Source organism: Sphingobium sp. V4 (assembly GCF_029590555.1).
Taxonomy (GTDB): Bacteria; Pseudomonadota; Alphaproteobacteria; order Sphingomonadales; family Sphingomonadaceae; genus Sphingobium.
In genome coordinates this window covers 2,294,713-2,313,508 of record NZ_CP081001.1, presented here as the reverse complement: position 1 = coordinate 2,313,508, position 18,796 = coordinate 2,294,713, and the positions used below count along the sequence as shown (strand labels likewise).

The window sequence follows — 18,796 nt, the reverse complement described above, 5'->3', positions numbered from 1 at the left end:
TTTCAGACATTGGGGAGCTACCCCGAAAGATGTAGTCCCGGATAGCAGTGCGATCGTTGACCGCCCAATGATAGATTTGCAGTCCCTATTTGTACGGAGGCTGCTTTGCCAGAGGAACCAGATCGGACTTCCAGCGCCGAGGACAGGCGCGAGTTTCTGAAAACCTGCGGGCGGTTTGCAGCGACGGTCCCACCCGCCGTCACGGTGCTGCTGTCCACATCCCTGTCTTCAGAAGCAATCGCGAAATCCGGCGGCGGCGGCGGCGGTGGCCCGAAGGGCAATAACGGTGTTGGCAATGGTCTGGATCCTCAGCCGCCCGGTAATCCGCCGATCAATGACGGTCCCGGTACCGGCCCAGGAAATCCGGGGCGGCGGCCAAAAATCTGATATTGGTGACCGGCTGGGGGGGAAGGCTGAGCGGTGAAGATGCGGCTGCGTCTGTCGGAGGGCACGTCTATCGTCTTCATCGACGGCCAACCCCTAATTTTTTCGGTTGCCAGCCAGCAGTTGATGGGCGTCAATCAGGTCGCTGGGTATGTCGCCTGTCGCCTTGAAGATGGCGTGCCGTTCGCCCAACTGGCGCAGGAAGTGCTGGATCGGGGAATTACTGAGCCCCTAGCCATGCTGCGCAAGGTGTTAACCAGCTGGTCCCTGCGCGGGCTGGTGAGCGCCTGTGATCCGCCGCCTGCTTCCCATTCCCTGATCGTACAGCAGGTATCCATCGGGGGGAGGAAGTTCCTGCTGCGCTATCATGATAGGGGCCTTGCGGCGCGCGTGTCGCCGCTGTTCGCCCATCTGCAGGCTGACTGCGGGCTTTTCGATGTTGTCTACGATCTGTGGCATGATGACGGCATGGCCTGCCTCAGCCGGGATGGCGCGCCGGCGACGATCATGGAGGCGGCGCAGACGGGGCCAGTCATCAAGGCGCGTATGGCCGAGGATATATTGGGCAGTCCTGGTTGGCTGCTGGGGGTTCATGGTGGGTGTCTGCACCGGAATGGCAAGGCAATGCTGATCCTGGGAGAGCCGGGCGCTGGAAAGACGACCCTGACGTCCTGGTTGACCGGGCAGGGTTTTGCTTATGGTGGAGACGATATTGTTGTCGTGAGCGGAGACGGCCGGGTGCAGGGGCTGCCTTTCCTGCCTTCGGTCAAGGCGGGCGGGTGGAAATTGCTGGCATCGGTTTATGGCGGTCTTGGGGCATTGCCGATGCACGTTCGCGCCGATCGAAGACGGGTTCGCTTTCCTGCGCCACGCGTTATTGCGGGGGACGGATTGGCGGAGATCGGATGGATCGTCAGGTTGCGCCGACGTGCTGCCGGACCTGCGCAACTCGCGCCCCTGCAATCATCTTTGGCACTCAGGCATCTGCTGGAAGAGGCGACATCGCATGGCGACGGCATGAGCCACAGGGCGCTTGACGTGATGATCCGCGCTGTCGGCGGTGCGCGCTGCTACGAGCTTCATTATGCAGGGTTGGACGATGCGGGCGCGCTGCTCCGGCGAATGAGCGATAATGAAGCGGCTTGAGGCGCTTCGGAGTCTGCTTTCATGTTTGAAGGGCGAGCTTCCAGCTGGGGAGGATTGGGTTGGGATCATAGGCCTGGCCAACCGCTCGCTCTGTACGCCCATGCTGGCGAGCCGACTGAAGGCGGCAGGACGGTTTTCCTCGCTGCCGATTGATGTGCAGCAGTTTCTTCAGCTCATCCAAACACGTAATGAGGAGCGGAACAGACGCCTGCTTCTGCAACTTGATGAAGCCGTGGCGCTTTGGAACGGGGTGGGCGTGCGTCCTGTGTTGCTAAAGGGGACGGCCTGGCTGGCGGACGTTGCAGCGGGTGGGCGGGCCGATCGCCTGATCACCGATCTGGACATGATGGTTCCGGCGGACAGGTTCCATGAGGCCATCGCGCAGTTGGTTGGAGCGGGGTATCGGCCCGATACGCCGATCGTCCGACCGGAGATTCCGGTGGTGCTCATGCGCCCCGAAGATTCGGGCACCATCGACCTGCACACAGAATATGGCGGGGCGAGTATCTTGCGCCTGGCTCATGATGATCTGGCAATAGATGGCACGCCTTGCCATCTGCCGCGGGGAGTAGCCTGTCTGCCCTCTCCTGTTGCAGGCATGGCGATCCTGCTGTTGCACGATCAGTTGAAAGGGAGGGACTATCTGCGCGGGAGGGTCGACCTGCGTCACTTGCTGGACATGCAGGGTCTTGCCGCCGGATTTGGTGCGACGGATTGGGCGCGTTTGGATGGGCTGTTCGCGGCGGGCTATGCCAGGGCAGCAGCAAGGACTCAGTTGCTGACTGCGCGCGAAATGCTCGATCTCCCAGTGCCCGACGGGTTGATCGACGTTCGGGCGAGGCTGCAATATTGGCGGCGCATGGTACAGATATGCTGGCCGGCAAGCGCGCTGCCGCTCACCATATTGTCGCTGCTCGATCCTCAATATCTCGCCGCCCGGCGTCAGTGGAGGGAGAAGGCTTCCAGTGCTTCGGGTAACGATGCGGCTCGGCCGGGATGGCTGCCCAGGCGAGAGAGTGTCACGCGGCTCCTGAGCTGGACGGAAGTCGGGAAGATCTAGCTCGACTGCTCGTCCAACAGATAGAGGCCCGGCATAGCCAAGCGGACATGCAGAAATCTGGGCGGGCACCTATGGCGCGTGCTGGCGGCGGCCGAGGAGAAACTGACGCCAAACATTGCTGCTCGGTGGAGGGACAAAGCGGCCGGCGTCCTTTTCTGTTTTGCAGATGAGGGCTCCAGCCGCGGCTCGCGACCATTCTGGGCTTGTCCTCGGCATGGAACGCGGTGTCTTCACGATGATGACTGGCGGTATCGGGCGTATCTCACTCCGGGGCGTGCAGGTCGTGGAGCGGCCGGATCTCGATTTCGCACGGTCCTGGCATTGGATTGGGGCAGCGTTTCGCCCAGGCGACCGCTTCGTCCATGTCCTTCACGTCCCAGAGCCAGAAGCCCGCGACCAGCTCGGAGGGCAACGGGAACGGCCCGTCGATGATGCTGCGCCCAACCCCGTCAAACGCGATCCGCTTGCCGGCGGAGGAAGGTTGAAGCCCGTCCGCCATAACCAGGATACCGGCCGCGCGCAGCGCATCGTTGAACCGGCCCATCGCTGCCATCATCTGCGACGTCCACGCTTCGGGAAACACGCCCTTTTCGCTGTCCTCGGTCGCCTTGACCAGCACCATGACCCGCAACACCTGTCTCCTGCATGATCGCCCGACTGCCATCCGGGCCTTGCAACGCCCAAGGAAGCGTCAGCCTGCCGCACGCAACGGGTTGCGAGCGGCGGTGCATCCGGCGGCAATGGTCGCCCGAAAGCGGCTCGTCGCAATTTCCCCGAGATTGCGGTGAACCGTGTTCGTCCGCAAGGCTTTGTTAATGTGCCTGGCGGATTTTCAGGATGAACCGCAGGGGGTTTTATCATGAACAGCAAACAGGTCGGCTCCGCCATCGGAGCCGGGTTTGCCGTGTTCTGCGTCATCGCAGCCGGGGCAGCCACGATTTTGACTTCGACGACAAGTATCGATGCAAATAGTTTAAATACCGTTAACTATAGCACGACGACGTCATCGACGCAGACGAGCATTGCGAGTGTTGGCAGCACGGCAACGACGTCCAGCTTCTCCACCTTCGACTTTGCGAACGGCACCAAATTGCCCGACAAGGCCACCCTGTCGATCGGCAATGCGACCTTCCGTCCCGGCACCGGAACCGCCTATGTGCCGATCACCCTCGATCGCGCAACGCCCAACACCGTGATCGCGCGGGTCGTCACGGTCAATGGGTCGGGCACGTTGCGGGCGCTGTCGGGCTATCATTACCAGACGGTCGACACGGTCGTGATCTTCCGCCCCGGCGACCCGCTGACGCAGACGGTCGCCGTCCCGATCATCGGCGCGGCCGAGGGGCAGTTCTTCCAGCTCAAGCTGCGCGAGGCGCCCTGGGGCGGGTTGCAGGGCCAGTCGGTCGGTACCGTCACCGCCTCCAGCACCGCGACGGTGACGGCCAAGGCGACCGGCACCTTCCGCGCCGCGCGTACGTTCGCGCCGACCGGAACGCTTCAGTTCGAACTGCTCAAGGACACGCACAAAAGGTCGCCCGATGGCGGCTGGGATCGCTGGGCGACATCGCTGTCCCATGGCCGCACGCAGGTCGCCAATGGCGAAACCGGACTCTATCTCGATTCCTCGATCTGGCCTGGCATCGAAGGGCCGGTCTACTGGAGCAGCAAGGGACTGGTCCTGCACACGCAGAAGCTGGCGACCCCGATCTACTACGAAGGGCAGAGCTGGAAATATGGCGCGTCAGTGCTCGACGGACGCAATTTCCTCGCCTCGCAGATTGGCTATGGCCAATATGAATGGGATGCGCGGATGCCCAACCGGCGCGGCACATGGCCGGCCTTCTGGCTGGTGTCGACCAGCGGCTGGCCGCCGGAAATCGATATCTATGAAGGCTTTGGCTATCAGAGCTACTGGGATTTCGACCGACATGTCGGCCAGACCATCCATGGCGGTTCCGGCGGGGTCCGGTCGTTCCAGCGCGGCGTCGTGATCCAGACCGAGCAGGCCTATGGCATCAAGGGCTATTCGGAGGATTTCCACCGTTTCGCGGTCGATATCCAGCGCGACTATATCACCTGGTTCGTGGACGGGAAGGAAACCTACCAGTCGGTCAATCCTTTCCAGGGTTTCCGCTGGTACCCCATCATGGATGTCGCGGTTAAGACCGACAGCGCGTTTACCGACGGGTCGGGCGACATGATCATCCGCAGCTTCAAGATCTACAGCGCGCCATAAGCCTTGTGGCCGCCGCCCGCGAGCGCGTAGAGGCGGCCCCAGCTCTTGATCCACTGCCCGGCGATGTCGACACGATGCGCGCCGGGCAGCAACAGGGCGGACAGGCCCGCCGTGCGAAGCGCCACGATGCCGACGGAGCGAATCAGCAGGACCGGCAATGGCGTCTCCTTCCGCCGCGCCAGCGTTTCGGTGCAGCCGATGCGCCACATGCGCCGCAAAACCCAGCCAAGGCGTGCCCGTTCGGGCGGCACCCATTCGCTGACGCGCGCATCGGGCGCCCAGCCGAAGCGCGCCCCGGCGCGGGCCAGTCGGGCCAGATAGTCCAGGTCCTCGCCGCCGCTGCGGTTAAAGCGCGGATCGAACCAGGGGCGCTCCAGCATCTCCAGCGCCGCGCGGCGAAGGAGCAGATTGTTGCTGGCCCAGAGCATGGCCGTCACGCCCGCCGGCCGCTCTTCTGCGCGGAACACCAGCGTTTCATGCGCCCAGCGCGGTGCCGGGCCGACGAACATCGAATCGACCGGGCCGGCCACGACGTCGGCGTCCACCCCAGCCTGGCAGGCGAGCAGGGCGTCGAGCCAGCCGGGCTGGGGCCATTCGTCATCGTCGATCATCGCGAGGAAGCGCATCGCCGGATCGCCGAGCGCGGCCGCCACGATGGCGTTGCGGACGGCGCACAGGCCCGGCTCCGGCACGGGGAGCAGCGTCACCGGCAGCTCATAGCCCGATTCGATCAGGTCGCGCACGACCGCCGCACCCTCTTGGCGTTCGGGGTCATTGTCGGCGACCAGCAGCATCGCGTCCTTCCCGGCGACCACCGCGGGCAATGTTTCGAGCAGGTGACGCAGTTGCCGGGGACGGCGGAAGGTTGGGATCGCGATCCAGATCGGCTTGCCGGGAGCGGTCAAATCGTCGCTTCCCTGACGTCCAGGCGCCGTTGTGCGCGCCGCTGCAGCCATTTGACGAGCCGATGCCCGCGCAGCTCGACCAGCGCATAGCTGGCCCAGCAGAGCAGCCAGGTCGCCACCAGCATCGCCACGACGAACAGCCCGTCCATGCCGGTGATGCCGCGTCCATGCGCCATCGTCATGACCCGCGCCACCACATCGCGGACCAGCGGGTGCCACAGGTATATGGAATAGCTGATGAGGCCCAGGTGGAAGCTGACCGGGTTGGACATGGCGGCGCGCGCGGCCGGGCCGTCATAATAGCAACTCAGGACCAGTGCCGGCATCAGGCAGACGACGAGCAGGTCGACCTTGCCCGGCAACCAGAGCGCGACGCCGATCAGCGCGCAGACGGCGGCAAAGCCGCCCGGCCGGTCGATGAGCGCCCGGCACCAGCGCCGGTCGGCGACGCGATAGGCGAGCACGCCGAGCGAGAAGCCGGCCAGGCAGCGCAGCAGGGTCAGCACCGTGTCGCTGTCGTTGACGTCGAGCGGGCCGCTCGATCCCAGTCCGGACGCTGCCACCATCGCCAGCAGCGCGACGGCGGCGATGCCCTGTACCCAGGCCCAGCGGGAGAAAGCGATCAGCGCGATGAGCGGATAGAGCAGATAGGCCGCGACTTCCGTGCTGACCGACCAGCTGTTGCCGGCGATCGGTTCCGTGCCCCAGCCCCAGCTCTGCACCATCAGCAGGTTGCTGACGACATTGGGAGCGTCGAGGTCGATCGCCTGATTGCCAGACACATTGAGGAGGATGCGCCCCATGAAAACGAGCGTCACGATCAGGTGCAGCGGCCAGACGCGCGCCATGCGATTGATCAGGAAGTCAACATAGCTGGCCCATCCTGGCCGACCCATCACCCGCTCATGATAACCCAGCGAGATGACGAATCCGCTGAGGATGAAGAACAGGTCGACCGCCAGATAGGCGCGCGAGAAGATCGGCATGGCGAAGGCAGCGAAGGCCGGGTTGTGCGGAATATGATAGAGCAGCACGGAAACCGCCGCCACGCCACGCAGGCCGGTGAGCGAAGAAATCCTCATGCGTCATGTCTCCGAAGGTTGGCTTGTCGCCGCGCGGCGGGGGCTGCATCGAACGCGGCGCCGATCGCATCCCAGAGCGGCTTGCGGCGCATCTTGTCGTCGAGGGGCAGGCCGCGGGACAATTGTCCATCGGGCCATTTATAGTCGGGAAAATTGGACAGCCAGCTATAACGGTCCGACAGGCCCCAGCAGAGCAGCGCCTGCATCGCCGGATTGTCGAAGGCGACGTCCAGCACCGCCTTGGCCACCGCCGCTACCTCCCGGTCGCGTTTGTCGGGATTGGGCGGTCCGCCCCTGTCGGCGATGTCGAACTCGGTGATCGACAGGCTGAGGCCATAATCGCTCAGCTGCCGCAGGAAGCGGCCGAACACTGTCTGATCGAACCCCTCTCGGAAGGGCTTGAGATGGCCCTGGATGCCGATCGCGTCGATGGGCACGTTGCGCGCCATCAGCCGGTCCAGCAGTTTCAGCATTGCGGTGCGCCGCCGTTCGCAGCGGGGGGAATCATGCTCCACCCCATAATCGGTCAGGAACAGCGTCGCGCCGGGATCCGCCTCGCGCGCATGGTGGAAGGCGATGTCGATATAGTCCTCGCCCAGCCCGCGCATCCACATGCTGTTCTGGCGCATCCCGTCGGCGCGGCCGTCTTTGGGTTCCAGTGGCTCGTTGACCACGTCCCATTCCGTGATCCGGCCAGCATAGCGCGGCATTGCGGCGTCGATATAGCTGGTCATCAGCCGCTCGCGCCCCGCGCGGTCGGTCGCTTCCAGCGCGGGCTGGAGCCAGGGCGGATTGGCAGCGTACCAGACCAGCGCATGGCCGCGCGCGGCCATCCGATTGCGCTGCGCGAAGGCGAGGATCTGATCGGCGCCGCTGAAATCGAACCGTCCGCGCTTTCGCTCGGTCGTGCCGCGCTTCAACTCATATTCCTGGACCACCATGTCGCATTCGCGTGCGACGGCGGCGGCGAAGGCCTTGTCTTCGCGCAACAGGCGCGACTTGACCGCCGCGCCGAAGCTGCGGCCTGACCGGCGGGCGCGGGCTGCGATGCTTTCGGTCGCGGCACCGTCGCGCGCATGGCTTGGCGGCATCGGCGCGCAGGCGGACAGGGCGAGCGAGCCGGCCAGGAATTCCCGTCGCCTCACAGCCGCGGTCCCTTGCCCGCGAGCATGTGGGAAAAGTCGATCCACCGATCCGACAGGCGACGATATAGCGGGTCGGGCATGACGATCTGGAGTAGGATCGTCGCGGCCAGCCGCGGCCCGAACGCGCCCCGGACCAGTGCGGACAGATAATAGCCCATCGCCCTGCGGTGGCTGACCGGCCAGATGCTCTTCGCCGCGTGCCAGCCCAGATAGGCGGAAAAGGCTTTGGCCGAGATATGCGGGCGCAGGTCGCGCAGCCATGTCAGATTGCCGATATTGTCGCGCACCTGCGAAAGCCGGTCTCCGGTCTGCCGGTCGGTCCAGATCGTGCCGGGCCGTTCCGTCATCAGGAAGCGACCGCCGGCGAGCGCCAGGCGCATGGCGAAGTCGGTATCGTCGCCAAAGCCCACATCCTCGCGATAGCGGACCCTGCGCGCCAGTGCGCGGCTCAGCGCCATGCTGCTGGTCTGCACGAACCCGCGTTCGCACATCAGGTAACGGTCCATGGTCTCGCCGCTGGCGATGGCGCGGGGCGGTTTCAGGAACTGGCGGCCCGCGCCCCGGTCGGCGACGACCTGCCCATAGGCGACGACATTCTCGCCATGTTGCAGCAGCACCAACAGATCGGACAGATGATGGGGCAAAAACAGGTCGTCGCAGTCGAGGAAGGCGACATAGGCGCCGCGCGCATGGTCGATGCCGGTGTTGCGCGCCCCTGCTGCGCCGCGATTGGGCTGCACGATCACGGTCAGCCTTGGATCGTCGATGCCGCGCAGGGCAGCCTCCGTATCGTCGGTCGATCCGTCGATGACGACGATCACCTCGATATCCGCGATACTCTGTTCGAGCGCGGAGACGGTCGCGGCGACCGTTTGCTCGCGCCGCTCATAGCTCGGGATGATGACCGAAAAGATCGGCGTAGCCGTCGTGGCGGCGCGGGCGGGGGCGAGGTCCACCAGCTTCATGAGGGTTGCGGCGGGCGGCGCGCGGCCTCCGCCTTGCCGAAATGCAGGACGAAGCGATTGACCAGCGACCGGTAGAGCGGCTTGGGCAGATAGGATCGCAGCAACTGACGGGCGATGATCTTCGGAGGCACGCCGCCCGCGACCAGTCCCACCGCCAGGTCGCGGATCGCCGCCACCGGCCGGATCGGCGCCATATGATAGGCCAGCACCGTCGCGCGATAGCCACGCCGCGCCCGCACGGTCAGCATGTGGCCGCACCGCTCCAGCCAGTCGAGCGAGGTTTCATAGCCCTTCACATAGGATGTGCGCCCCGCCTCGGTCGCGTCGAGCCAGACGGTCAGCGGCTGGTCGATCATGCGGAAACGCGCGCCCGCGCCCTGCAAACGGACGCAGAAGTCGAGGTCCTGCCCTTTCTTGAGCGCCGGGTCGAACAGCACGCGTCGCGCCAGGTCGGTGGGCACGACCATGGTCGATGTCTGCATGAACTGGTTGGCGCAGAACAGATATTCGCCGACATCCTCGCCCTCGCGGATGCCGCGGTCGGGGCGTATCCAGTAGCGGTCTACGCCCCGGTCCACCTTCATCCGCGAATAAAGGACTGTGCGGCCATCGTCCCCCGCCAAGGCCTTCGCCATGATCGACAGCTTGCCGGGCAGGAACAGGTCGTCGGAATCGAGGAAGGCGATATAATGGCCGTCCGCTGCCAATATGCCATGGTTGCGCGCCGCGCCGCCGCCCTGATTGTCCTGCCGGATGTAGCGGACGCGCCGATCGCCGATCGCGTCGATCACCGGACGCGGATCGTCCTTCGATCCGTCATCGATCACGACGATCTCCAGATCCTGCCAGTCCTGCGCCAGGACCGACCGGATCGTCGCGCCGACGATGTCCGCCCGGTTGTAGAGCGGGATGACGACCGAGTAAAAGGGGCGTTCAGACTGATGCGTCGCATCGCTCATGCGCCATGCACCTTTCGATATTCTTCATAATGGAAACCGGCGAGGCCGGCGATCTTGCCGGCCGCGCGATAAAGACGGCCGAGCCGCTGGACGCGCTTGCCCCGGTCGCGCGTGAGCAGGGCGCCGAACGCCCCCGACGCCGCGCCGCCCAGGATGCGGGGCGCTTCGCTCAACAAAGCGCGCATCCGTCCCTTGTGGAAACGCTCGACCATCATGTCCGTCATGCCGATGCGATAACCGCGCATCAGCAGCCATTTCTGCGTCACCCGGCTGGCGGGGATGAGTTCGGTCACGACCGCCTCCTCCGACCAGGCGAAACGATGGCCGGCGCGCTGCATCCGGGAAAAAAGCTGCTTGTCCGACCCGCCGGTCAGCGCCATCCGCTCGTCGAACGGGGCGCTCCCCATGGCGTGCAACGCGGATGCGGCGATCAGCACATTGGCGGTGCTGTCGACCAGGTCGACCCGGCCGGATTGGCCCCGCATCTTGGGCTGGAGCAGCGGGTGGGGCGCCGCCCAGCCGGGCACGGGCGCGTCCATCTCGCGCAGCACGGCGCCGCCGACGACATCGGCATTCCATTGCCGGGCGGCGTCGACCATCGCCTCGATCCAGCCGGGGGAGGCGGCCTCGTCATCGTCCAGCATCGCGACATGGGTCACGGCCGGATCGCCCAGCGCCTGCGCCACCAGCGCATTGCGGACGCGCGGAATGCCACGTTCCGCCACTAGCAGGGCGCGGATCGGCCAGCGATAGCCCTCGCTTGCGATCCGTTCGACCACGGCCATCCCTTCCTGGCGGGTGGCGTCATTGTCCGCGACCAGGATTTCCAGATGGAGGCAGGTATCTTGCTGCGCGATCGACCGGAGCGTGCGCAACAGGCCTTGCGGCCGGTTGCAGGTGGCGATGCCGATGACGATTTTCCCGATTGCCCTATCCATGGGCGGCCTCCTCGTTGCGCGCCAGATGGCGGCGATTCCAGGCCGGGCGCGGTCGCGCCTTGAACGTCGCGTGCGCGGTCGCGACGGCCGCCAGGAAGATCACCCAGACCTGGCGATCTTTGTCGAAGAAGGAAGTTTCCAGCAGATTCTGGTACATGACGAAGACCCATATGGCGAAGGCCGGCACCATCAGATGCTGGTTCTCGCGGGTCGACCCCGTCAGGAACCAGTAGGCCGGCAGGGCAAGGAAGCTGAGCAGCAGCATGAGGAGGCCGAGCGGCCCGGTCGTGACCCAGATTTCCAGATACCCATTGTGCGAATGGGCGGTCAGCATCTGGAATTGCTGGTTCAAATAGTCGTGCGCGGGCGATTGCGCGCCGACCTGCCAGAATCCCCCGAAGCCCGCCCCCAGATAGGGGTGGTCGGCCAGATAGTCGAACACCACCCGCCAGATCGACACACGCCCGGTAAAGGCCGTGGGATCGGCGAACAGTCGCTCGACCGTCGGTTGGTAGGCGATGTAGAGCGCCAGGAATCCGACCATGCCGAAACCGAGCATCAGCAGCAGGATCGCCCGCTTCTGCGTATTGCCGCTCAGCGCGCGATAGACGTTGCTGATCGCCAGCATACCTACGCACAGCGCCAGCGACGTCTTGCTCTTCGTGCCGATCACGAAGACGAAAGCCATGACCGCAAACAGCGCATAATACCATTTGCGCCGGTCGATCCAGGCATTGCCGCAGACGATGAAGGTCAGGGCCATGACGGCGCCGGCGATATTCTTGTGGAAGAAGAAGCCGCGCCACGCGCCGATCAGCGCCTTGTCGCTCTCGGTCGGCGGATGGACCGCGGCCGCCGTCAGCGGCAACGATATCCAGCAGATCAGCAACGAGACGATCAGGGCCGCGCGCAAGGCGTCGAACAGGCGCTGCGGCCCGATCAGCGACAGCGCGCAGAAGGTGATGTAGATCACGATCAACTGCTGCATCGCCCGCTTGAACGACACGAAGGGATCGACGCCCCAGAGGCAGGTGATGAAGAACCAGCCCAGCATGATGGCGAGGGGCCAGAAGCTGAACCGGTAGCGCAGCGGCTGCTTGCGGATGACCTGCACTGCCGTCAGCAGCAGCGCGAAGCCGATGAACAGCGCCTGCTTGAACAGATCGGACCCGTCATTGGCCTGCGCCATCGCCACCAGTTCGTCCTGGGTTCGCGACGCGAAGGGCTGCTGACCGATGAAGACCATCATCAGGAAGACGAAGTAGAATATCTGGGCGACCCAAACCATCCGGTCGCCGGCGCCATCCGTGGTCGGGGCGGCAGTGGCGATGGTCGGGGTCTGGCCGATGCGGCGCCAGCTTGTCGCCATGGCCTCAGTCCTCCGTGCGCCGGGCGCGCCGCCACTGGCGGTCGAGCCGCCAGATGCCGAGCATCATCACCAGCTGCGAAAGCACCACGCCGCCGATCGACAGCACCGGATCGGCGCCGAGCACGATCAGTGTGACGGCGACGATGCCGACCCCGCAGCTGCGCAGGCTTTGTGCGGCGAGCGGGCGGAAGGCGCGGCGCGCCTGGGTCATCACGCTCATCGGCGTCTGCACGCACTGGACCAGGGACAGCAGCGCGCAGAGCGCGACCGCCATGACGACCGCCTGATGATCGAGCGTGGGCTTGATGATGAGGCCGGGGAAGGCGGCCAGCACGATCGCCGCGACGACGCAGGTGCCGATCCAGAGCAGGACCAAAGCGGCCATGAACAGGCGTTCGGACTTGATCGCCGCATCATGGTCGCCGCGCGCGACGGCACGGGTCATGCGCGGCCGCTCCAGCTGGGTCAGCGCGGTGATGCAGACATTGACCGGGCGGAAGAAGAGCATCCCCACGGCGACCGGGGCGAAGGCGGCCGGGCCTGCGAGCAGGGTGACGATATAGCTGTGCGCGTTGGATGTCGCCTCGGTGGACAATACGCCCACCAGCGTCCAGGCGGACTGTTCGCGCCAAACCGGGCGGTAGGCGCGCAGCGCGCGGCCCGGCGTCATCGCGCCATGGCGGCGCAGGAAGGCGAAGCCGAAGGGCAGCATCCCGATCAGGCTGGCGGCCACCAGCATCGCGCCGATGGTGGGCAGGCTGGCGCCGGTGCGCGTCGCGATCGTCAGGCCGATCAGGATCGTGCCCGCATAGACGAGGTCGGATCGCGCCGCGCGCATCGGCGCATGATGGGCATAGGCATTGGAGCGCCCGAACCAGCGGATCAGCGAGAAGGTGCCAGCCAGCCCGAACAGCAGGGCGGCGGCGGGGGAGGCGGTGGCCCAGGCGATGCCCGCGCAGATCAGTCCCTGGCTGGCCGCCAGCAGCAGGTTGACCGGGAAGAAGAAGTCGAAACGGCGCGCGTCCGCTTCCTCGCCCTGGTTGACCGCGATCGTATAGGGCGTCGAGACCAGCGCGTTGGACAGGCCGTATCCGAACTGGATGATGACCAGCAGGAAGGCCAGCGTGCCGATCGCCGCCGTCCCCAGATGGTGAATGGAAAAGAGCTGGACGGCCAGATGGCTGACCGACACGATCGCCGAGGACAGGCTCGCCAAGCCGAAGCGGCCGAGCACGCCGCCCAGCCGCTGGGCACTACCCGTCGCGGGTCGCTCCCCGGCTGGCAGCTTTTCGGCCGCTGGCGCTTCAGCCATGGCGATGCTTCCAGATCAGCCAGAGCGCATGGGGATTGGTGGTGATGTAGCGCCAGGCGAGTTGGCGCGGGCGCGTCACCATGCGGTGCAGCCATTCCAGCCCGCGTTCCTGCATCCACATCGGGGCGCGCGGATAATCGCCGGTCACATAGTTGAACAGCCCCCCGCAGGTGACGATCCAGCCCGCCTTGATCCGGTGCCGGTTGCGCACGCAGAAAGCCTGCTCGCGCGGCTTGCCCGTGCCGACCCAGAGGACGTCGGGCGCAGCCGCGTTGATCGCATCGATCACCGCATCCTCATCCTGCGCCGACCAGTATCCGTTGCGGCGTCCGGCGAGGTTCAGCCCCGGCGCGATTTCGGTGATCCGCCGCGCGCATTGGTCGTTCACCTCTTCCGTTCCGCCGAGCAGATAATAGCTGACGCCGGCCTTTGCGGCGGGTTGCAGGCTGTCGATGAACATGTCGGTGGTGCTCGACCGATCGGCGATGGCCGGGCCGTCGAGCCACCGGGAGGCGGCGACCACGACCTGCCCGTCGGCGTGGATCAGGTCGGCCTGCGCCAGGTCGGCGCGAAACGCCCGGTCGGTGGCGTTCATCGACAGGCCCTGGCCATTGCAATCGAACACGAGCCAGGCGGGCTGGTCGAGCGACCGGCGCAACGGCGCCTCCCGCAGCATCTTGCCGATCAGGGCGTCGAGCGACAGGGTGGAAACGGGAATGCCGCCGACATGCGCGATCGACGACTCTGCTCGCGCGCCCTCCGGCCAGGGCAGCGGATTGTTGGCAGCCAGATCGTTCATGCGATCACCGTCCCGGCGATCGGCACGCCATGGCGATCAAGTTCGTCGATGACGCGGCGCATGGCGGCGATCCCTGTTTCTCCGCGCCGCACGATCAGCGTTACTGCGTCGAAGCCGGCGAGGATGCTGCCATAGGGCGTCTGGTCGCCCTTGCGTTCGGCCAGGTAGAACAGCATCGTCATGTCCCGCAGGCCCCAGCCGCTCGCGGTTTCGGCCAGTGGCCCCCGCGTCACCAGGCTGGATGCGCTGCCCGATGCACGCCCGGCGGTCATCAGCCAAAGCCCGTCGACCGCCGTCTTGGCGGCGGGCAGCAAGGCGGCGCTGCCGATCAGCTGTTCGGCCAGCCCTGCCTTGTTGGCGACCCGGAACAGCCGGTCGAGCGAGGGTCGCTCCATGTCGACGTCGACTGCCATGGTCGGTCCGTCCATCTGCGCCAGCACGACGGCCAGGTTGGCCGCCACGATCGCGCCTTCATCGCCCGCATCGACCGACAGGACGGCCAGCCGCAGCGCGGTGGGATCGCCATTCTTGGCGACGGCCCGCATCTTGGAGCGGATGGTGCGGATCTTTGCGGCGTAGGGATCGGCCGGGTCGAAGGCCGCTGCCACCAGCGGGTCAACGCGCGGGTCGCCCATCGGCAGCAGGGCGAAGCCGCCCTGCAAGGCGGCGAGCATGGCCGCATCCTCGCTGTCCAGCAGCCCCAGGTCGACGGCCGCATCATGCAGCGCCAGTCCTTCGGCGCGGGCGTGGGCCTCGATCCGGGCGACATCGGCCTCCGCCATGAAACCATGCTCCACCGCGAGGCGGGCAAAGCCCTTGCTGTCGCGGGCACGGGGACGGGAAGCGGCGGTGCCGCCGGGGTTCATCTGCGGCGGGGCGCCTGCCGTGGAACGCAGTCTCATGCAGCCTCCTTGTGCTTCGGGAACCACCCGGCCCGGACAGGGGCGGGCATCAGTTCGGTGATGACGTCGACTTCGGTGGCGCGGGCGACACCGGAGGCGGAGCGGACGCGGGGGTTAACGATCTCCATCAGGATGACCGCCGCTACGCCGCCGACCAGGCCCAGCGCCACGCCCGCGACCAGCCACAAGGGGATGTTTGGCTTGGCGGGCAGCAGCGGCACGGCCGCCTCGTCCAGCGGGCTGGCGTTGGGCTGGGAGATCTGGCTCCGCAGCGCCGCCTCGTTGAAGCGCTGGCGCACCGTGTCATAGGTCTGGCGCGCCGCATCCACGTCGCGCTGGAGCACCATCAGCTGGTCCTGCACGTCCGACATGCGGATCATGCGATCTTCCTGCGCGGCCATGTTGGCCTTGAGGTCGCCCTCGCGGCCGTTGGCGGCGACGCTGTTGGCGCTGACCGCGCCGGCCTGGCTGGCGCGGGCGGCGCCCAGCTTCGCCTGCAATTCCGACAATTGGGCACTCGCTGCGGCCATGGTCGGGTGGTTCGGGCCCAGGGTCTTGCCCAGTTCCGACACGCGAGCGGACTGCGCCGCGACCTGTTCCTGCAGATTCTGGACGATCAGCGACCCTTCGATGTCCGACACGCTGCCGGCGCGCGCCTTGGAGCGCGCGGCGGCCGCCTCGGCCTGCGCCTGGGTCAGCTGATAGGACATGTTCTTCAGCTTTTCGGCTTCCAGATCCATGCGGTTGATGCCGATGATGTCATGAGCGCGTTGGAAGTCGGACAGCTTCTTCTGCGCCAGTTCGTAGCGGCGGCGCACTTCCTGCGTCTGCTCGTCGAACCATTTGGCCGATCCGCGCGCGGGCGAGGCCCGCAGCTCCACCTGTTCGCGCATGTAGATCTTGGCGACCAGGTTCGCGACCTTGGCCGCGATTTGCGGGCTGGGGTCCAGATACTGGAGTTGCAGCACGTTGCTCTGCCGTCCGGTGGTGATGATGAGGTTCGCGCGCACCATCGCGGCGGCCTGTTGCAGGCGGGCGTCGGCCGGCATGTCGGCGGGCAGGGCGTCGACGAACCCGGCTTCCTTCGCCACGGCGTTGATCACCTTGGCGCTGCGGATCACGTCGGTCTGGGTGCCGATGATGCTTTCGGTATCGACCCGGCTGCCCTGGTCGTTCGTCGTCGATGTCGGGTCGGTCTGCGACAGATCGAGCAGCAGCGAGGCCGTGCCCATATATTGCCGCGGCTGCGTGAAGGCAAAGGCGGCGACAAGCGCGAACAGCACGGCGCCGATCGTCGCGGCGGTGCGCCAGCGCGCCTGGAGCGCGGCCAGCAGATCGATGGGATTCATGCTCATAGCCCGTCCACTCCTCGCAGCAATGCGCGCATTTCCTCGGCCGGGGATTGTTCTGGCGGAGCCGCCGTTACCTGCTGCTTGGCCATCAGCAGCAGGAATTGCGGTGCCAGCGTGTCCTCGAACATCCACAATTCGCCATTGGGCGTCGTGACCAGCGCGGGTTGCAGCCGGGCCATGGCGTCGCGCGCCTGTCCTTCGTTGATCGACCCGCCGCCCAGCACTTCATGGCCGAGGCGCGCCAGGCGATCGCTGGAAATGGCGAGCATCTGCGCTGCCACTACCGCGGCCAGGCCGATCATGCGTCGGCTGGCGCCCGCTTCCCACAGGATGCGGCGGAACAGGGCGTGGGTCGGCTCGCTCATTTCCGCCCAGCCGGTCAGCGCATCGGCCAGCCCCTGTTCGGCGTCGGCCAGCGTCACATGATCCCGCCCCGCCCCTTCGCAGGCCAGCGCGGCGTGCATCCCGAACAGCCGGGCATGATAGGGCGATCCCATCGCGGCGGCGGCCAGCGCCTCCAGCGCGTCGGGGTCGATGGTCAGCCGCGCGTTGGACGCGCAACTGGCGAGCAGCCGTTCCAGTTGGGGGCGGGGTATCGGGCTGACGCGCTGCGGCACCAGATGGCGACGCAGCGAGGGGTGGGCCGCGATCAGTCCGTCAATGTCGCTGGCGATGCCCACCAGCACCACCTGCACCGGGGAATGAATGTCCGTCAGCAGCTTGAGCAGCGCCGCGACATCCTGTTTTGCGCCATCGGATTCCACCCGGTCATATTCGTCGATGATCAGGATCGATCGTTCGCGCACTTCCTCGACCAGCAGCGCGGCCAGCCTTGCCACGTCCAGCCGATCGGCCAGCATGGTCTTCAGCCGCTCGCGTCCGGCCGCGCTCATCGGCAGTTCGGGCAGGAACGGGCGGAACAGCGCATCGAAATCCGAATCGCCATTGGCGGAGGCGTAGAGGGCAACGCAGCCCGCCTCGTCGGCCAGGTCGCCGAAAACCCGCGCGAGCGAGGTCTTGCCCGATCCGCGCGTGCCGAACACCACCGCATGTTTGCGCTGCACGACGATCGCCTCGACCAGCTTTTCCAGCTCGCTGTTGCGCCCGGCCAGGCCATGGCGGTCGGTGACGGGCATCGCCGTGTTGAAGGCGGCGTAAATGCTGTCGCGGCGCAGGCTGATCGGGCGGATGGGCGCGGTCATGGCGCTCATCGACAGCGGCCGCGGCTGCGCGTCATCGGTCTCCTGTTCGGACGAGGCGTGGTGGAAGCCCGGCACGGCGCGCATGTCCGCTTCCAGCTGGACCTCGTCGGGGATCAGCCGGTCGCTGCGCCGTCGCGTATCGCCGAGGGCGGACGAGAGGAAGCGGCCCAGAAGGCCGGTCCGTTCCTGCAATATGCCTTGATCTATCGCGGTCAAAACAGCTTCTCCCGGATGATGAGGACGTCTTCAGGCTGCACCGGATCGTCCAGATCGGCCTGAATTTCCTTCCCCCCCCGGCGAACCTTTATGCGTTTTGTGGACCCTGCCAGGGTCGGGCCGCCCGCCAATGCCAGCGCCTGGCGGAAGCTCTGCCCCGGCGCGAAGGAAAAGGCGCCGGGCTGCTGCACCTGGCCATAGACATAGACTTTCTCGGCCTGCGGCACGAACAGCGTGTCGCCCGGCTTCAGCGGCCGGTTGGCGCCCGCCGACATGTCGGCCAGCGAAATACGCACCGGCGCGCCGCCCTCGGCGGGCGTCAGGATGACCGCGTTGGCGCCGTCCTTGGTCGATCCCCCCGCCTTGGCCAGCATCGATGCCACCGTATAGGGCCGGTCGAGCGGGTAATTGCCTGCCTGCGGCACATTGCCCAGCACGGTAACGAAGCGGCTGACATAATTGCTGACTTCGACGCTGACCGACGGCTTGGTCAGATAGCCGCCGGCGGCATAGCCGGCGGCGATGTCCTGCGACAGCTGGGTCGTGCTCTTGCCGTTCGCCTGAATGGGGCCGATCAGCGCGAGCAGGACCGTGCCATCCGCCTTCACCCGCGTCGTGGTGGACAGGTCGGGCTGGCCGAACACGGCGATCTTCACCTCGTCGTCCGGGCCGAGCAGATAGCCGGCCGCGGCGCCGGGTTGTGGCGCGGCGGGGGCGACGGCCGCCGTCGTGCTCGCCGGTGCAGCGGCCTGGGCAATGGCGGCCGCAGGCAGCGCGGCGAGGGCCGCCGCCTGCAAGATGGTCAGGGTCTTGGCTGTTTTCAC

General features: G+C 66.2%; 17 protein-coding genes. 3 read left to right on the top strand and 14 right to left on the bottom strand.

Annotation, left to right across the window (positions count from 1 at the left end; genetic code table 11):
- Window positions 1–420 precede the first annotated feature (420 nt).
- Together K3M67_RS11475 and K3M67_RS11470 are read left to right on the top strand one after the other, a co-directional pair.
- Entirely contained in the window at window positions 421–1,530 is a 1,110-nt protein-coding gene (locus K3M67_RS11475) for a phosphoenolpyruvate carboxykinase (ATP) (RefSeq protein ID WP_285831527.1), read from the top strand.
- Entirely contained in the window at window positions 1,517–2,590 is a 1,074-nt protein-coding gene (locus tag K3M67_RS11470) for a nucleotidyltransferase family protein (RefSeq protein WP_285831526.1), read from the top strand. Before K3M67_RS11475 ends, K3M67_RS11470 begins: the two co-directional genes overlap by 14 nt.
- Window positions 2,591–2,852: 262 nt before the next feature.
- On the opposite strand, the gene K3M67_RS11465 is transcribed toward K3M67_RS11470, so the two are convergent.
- Window positions 2,853–3,221: a YciI family protein gene (locus K3M67_RS11465; protein WP_285831525.1), complete on the bottom strand. Its 369-nt coding sequence runs from the start codon at window positions 3,219–3,221 to the stop codon at window positions 2,853–2,855.
- A 228-nt stretch (window positions 3,222–3,449) separates the two neighbouring features.
- On the opposite strand from K3M67_RS11465, the gene K3M67_RS11460 reads away from it, so the two are divergent.
- Complete coding sequence (locus K3M67_RS11460) at window positions 3,450–4,826, top strand: glycoside hydrolase family 16 protein (protein WP_285831524.1); 1,377 nt, start codon at window positions 3,450–3,452, stop codon at window positions 4,824–4,826.
- Here K3M67_RS11460 and K3M67_RS11455 read toward each other — a convergent pair.
- From K3M67_RS11455 to K3M67_RS11395, 13 genes are read right to left on the bottom strand one after another with little or no spacing between them, the layout of a single operon-like run.
- Complete coding sequence (locus K3M67_RS11455) at window positions 4,811–5,731, bottom strand: glycosyltransferase family 2 protein (protein ID WP_285831523.1); 921 nt, start codon at window positions 5,729–5,731, stop codon at window positions 4,811–4,813. The genes K3M67_RS11460 and K3M67_RS11455 overlap by 16 nt on opposite strands.
- Window positions 5,728–6,813 (bottom strand): acyltransferase family protein, encoded by a 1,086-nt coding sequence (locus K3M67_RS11450; protein ID WP_285831522.1) that lies wholly within the window; start codon window positions 6,811–6,813, stop codon window positions 5,728–5,730. The genes K3M67_RS11455 and K3M67_RS11450 overlap by 4 nt, the downstream gene beginning before the upstream one ends.
- On the bottom strand, window positions 6,810–7,958 hold the full coding sequence (locus K3M67_RS11445) for an endo-1,4-beta-xylanase (RefSeq protein ID WP_285831521.1): 1,149 nt from the start codon (window positions 7,956–7,958) through the stop codon (window positions 6,810–6,812). The genes K3M67_RS11450 and K3M67_RS11445 overlap by 4 nt, the downstream gene beginning before the upstream one ends.
- On the bottom strand, window positions 7,955–8,923 hold the full coding sequence (locus tag K3M67_RS11440) for a glycosyltransferase family 2 protein (protein WP_285831520.1): 969 nt from the start codon (window positions 8,921–8,923) through the stop codon (window positions 7,955–7,957). The genes K3M67_RS11445 and K3M67_RS11440 overlap by 4 nt, the downstream gene beginning before the upstream one ends.
- Window positions 8,920–9,882, bottom strand: a complete 963-nt coding sequence (locus tag K3M67_RS11435; RefSeq protein WP_285831519.1) for a glycosyltransferase family 2 protein — start codon at window positions 9,880–9,882, stop codon at window positions 8,920–8,922. The genes K3M67_RS11440 and K3M67_RS11435 overlap by 4 nt, the downstream gene beginning before the upstream one ends.
- Window positions 9,879–10,820: a glycosyltransferase family 2 protein gene (locus K3M67_RS11430; protein WP_285831518.1), complete on the bottom strand. Its 942-nt coding sequence runs from the start codon at window positions 10,818–10,820 to the stop codon at window positions 9,879–9,881. The genes K3M67_RS11435 and K3M67_RS11430 overlap by 4 nt, the downstream gene beginning before the upstream one ends.
- On the bottom strand, window positions 10,813–12,189 hold the full coding sequence (locus K3M67_RS11425; RefSeq protein WP_285831517.1) for an O-antigen ligase family protein: 1,377 nt from the start codon (window positions 12,187–12,189) through the stop codon (window positions 10,813–10,815). The genes K3M67_RS11430 and K3M67_RS11425 overlap by 8 nt, the downstream gene beginning before the upstream one ends.
- A gap of 4 nt (window positions 12,190–12,193) precedes the next feature.
- On the bottom strand, window positions 12,194–13,501 hold the full coding sequence (locus tag K3M67_RS11420; protein ID WP_066857428.1) for a polysaccharide biosynthesis protein: 1,308 nt from the start codon (window positions 13,499–13,501) through the stop codon (window positions 12,194–12,196).
- Window positions 13,494–14,300, bottom strand: a complete 807-nt coding sequence (locus K3M67_RS11415; RefSeq protein ID WP_084439003.1) for a WecB/TagA/CpsF family glycosyltransferase — start codon at window positions 14,298–14,300, stop codon at window positions 13,494–13,496. Before K3M67_RS11415 ends, K3M67_RS11420 begins: the two co-directional genes overlap by 8 nt.
- Window positions 14,297–15,202 (bottom strand): P-loop NTPase family protein, encoded by a 906-nt coding sequence (locus K3M67_RS11410; RefSeq protein ID WP_066857431.1) that lies wholly within the window; start codon window positions 15,200–15,202, stop codon window positions 14,297–14,299. The genes K3M67_RS11415 and K3M67_RS11410 overlap by 4 nt, the downstream gene beginning before the upstream one ends.
- Complete coding sequence (locus tag K3M67_RS11405; protein WP_066857434.1) at window positions 15,199–16,557, bottom strand: GNVR domain-containing protein; 1,359 nt, start codon at window positions 16,555–16,557, stop codon at window positions 15,199–15,201. Before K3M67_RS11405 ends, K3M67_RS11410 begins: the two co-directional genes overlap by 4 nt.
- Window positions 16,554–17,972 carry an ATP-binding protein gene (locus tag K3M67_RS11400; RefSeq protein ID WP_066857437.1) on the bottom strand — a complete coding sequence of 473 codons (1,419 nt, stop codon included), beginning with the start codon at window positions 17,970–17,972 and terminating at the stop codon, window positions 16,554–16,556. Before K3M67_RS11400 ends, K3M67_RS11405 begins: the two co-directional genes overlap by 4 nt.
- Window positions 17,969–18,796: a polysaccharide biosynthesis/export family protein gene (locus tag K3M67_RS11395; RefSeq protein WP_285831516.1), complete on the bottom strand. Its 828-nt coding sequence runs from the start codon at window positions 18,794–18,796 to the stop codon at window positions 17,969–17,971. Before K3M67_RS11395 ends, K3M67_RS11400 begins: the two co-directional genes overlap by 4 nt.

Bases quoted from the DNA above. Each gene is read 5' to 3' on its own strand.
- K3M67_RS11470 (WP_285831526.1), top strand. From the start codon at position 1,517: ATGAAGCGGCTTGAGGCGCTTCGGAGTCTGCTTTCATGTTTGAAGGGC.
- K3M67_RS11460 (WP_285831524.1), top strand. From the start codon at position 3,450: ATGAACAGCAAACAGGTCGGCTCCGCCATCGGAGCCGGGTTTGCCGTG.
- K3M67_RS11450 (WP_285831522.1), bottom strand. From the start codon at position 6,813: ATGAGGATTTCTTCGCTCACCGGCCTGCGTGGCGTGGCGGCGGTTTCC.
- K3M67_RS11440 (WP_285831520.1), bottom strand. From the start codon at position 8,923: ATGAAGCTGGTGGACCTCGCCCCCGCCCGCGCCGCCACGACGGCTACG.
- K3M67_RS11435 (WP_285831519.1), bottom strand. From the start codon at position 9,882: ATGAGCGATGCGACGCATCAGTCTGAACGCCCCTTTTACTCGGTCGTC.
- K3M67_RS11430 (WP_285831518.1), bottom strand. From the start codon at position 10,820: ATGGATAGGGCAATCGGGAAAATCGTCATCGGCATCGCCACCTGCAAC.
- K3M67_RS11425 (WP_285831517.1), bottom strand. From the start codon at position 12,189: ATGGCGACAAGCTGGCGCCGCATCGGCCAGACCCCGACCATCGCCACT.
- K3M67_RS11420 (WP_066857428.1), bottom strand. From the start codon at position 13,501: ATGGCTGAAGCGCCAGCGGCCGAAAAGCTGCCAGCCGGGGAGCGACCC.
- K3M67_RS11415 (WP_084439003.1), bottom strand. From the start codon at position 14,300: ATGAACGATCTGGCTGCCAACAATCCGCTGCCCTGGCCGGAGGGCGCG.
- K3M67_RS11410 (WP_066857431.1), bottom strand. From the start codon at position 15,202: ATGAGACTGCGTTCCACGGCAGGCGCCCCGCCGCAGATGAACCCCGGC.
- K3M67_RS11405 (WP_066857434.1), bottom strand. From the start codon at position 16,557: ATGAGCATGAATCCCATCGATCTGCTGGCCGCGCTCCAGGCGCGCTGG.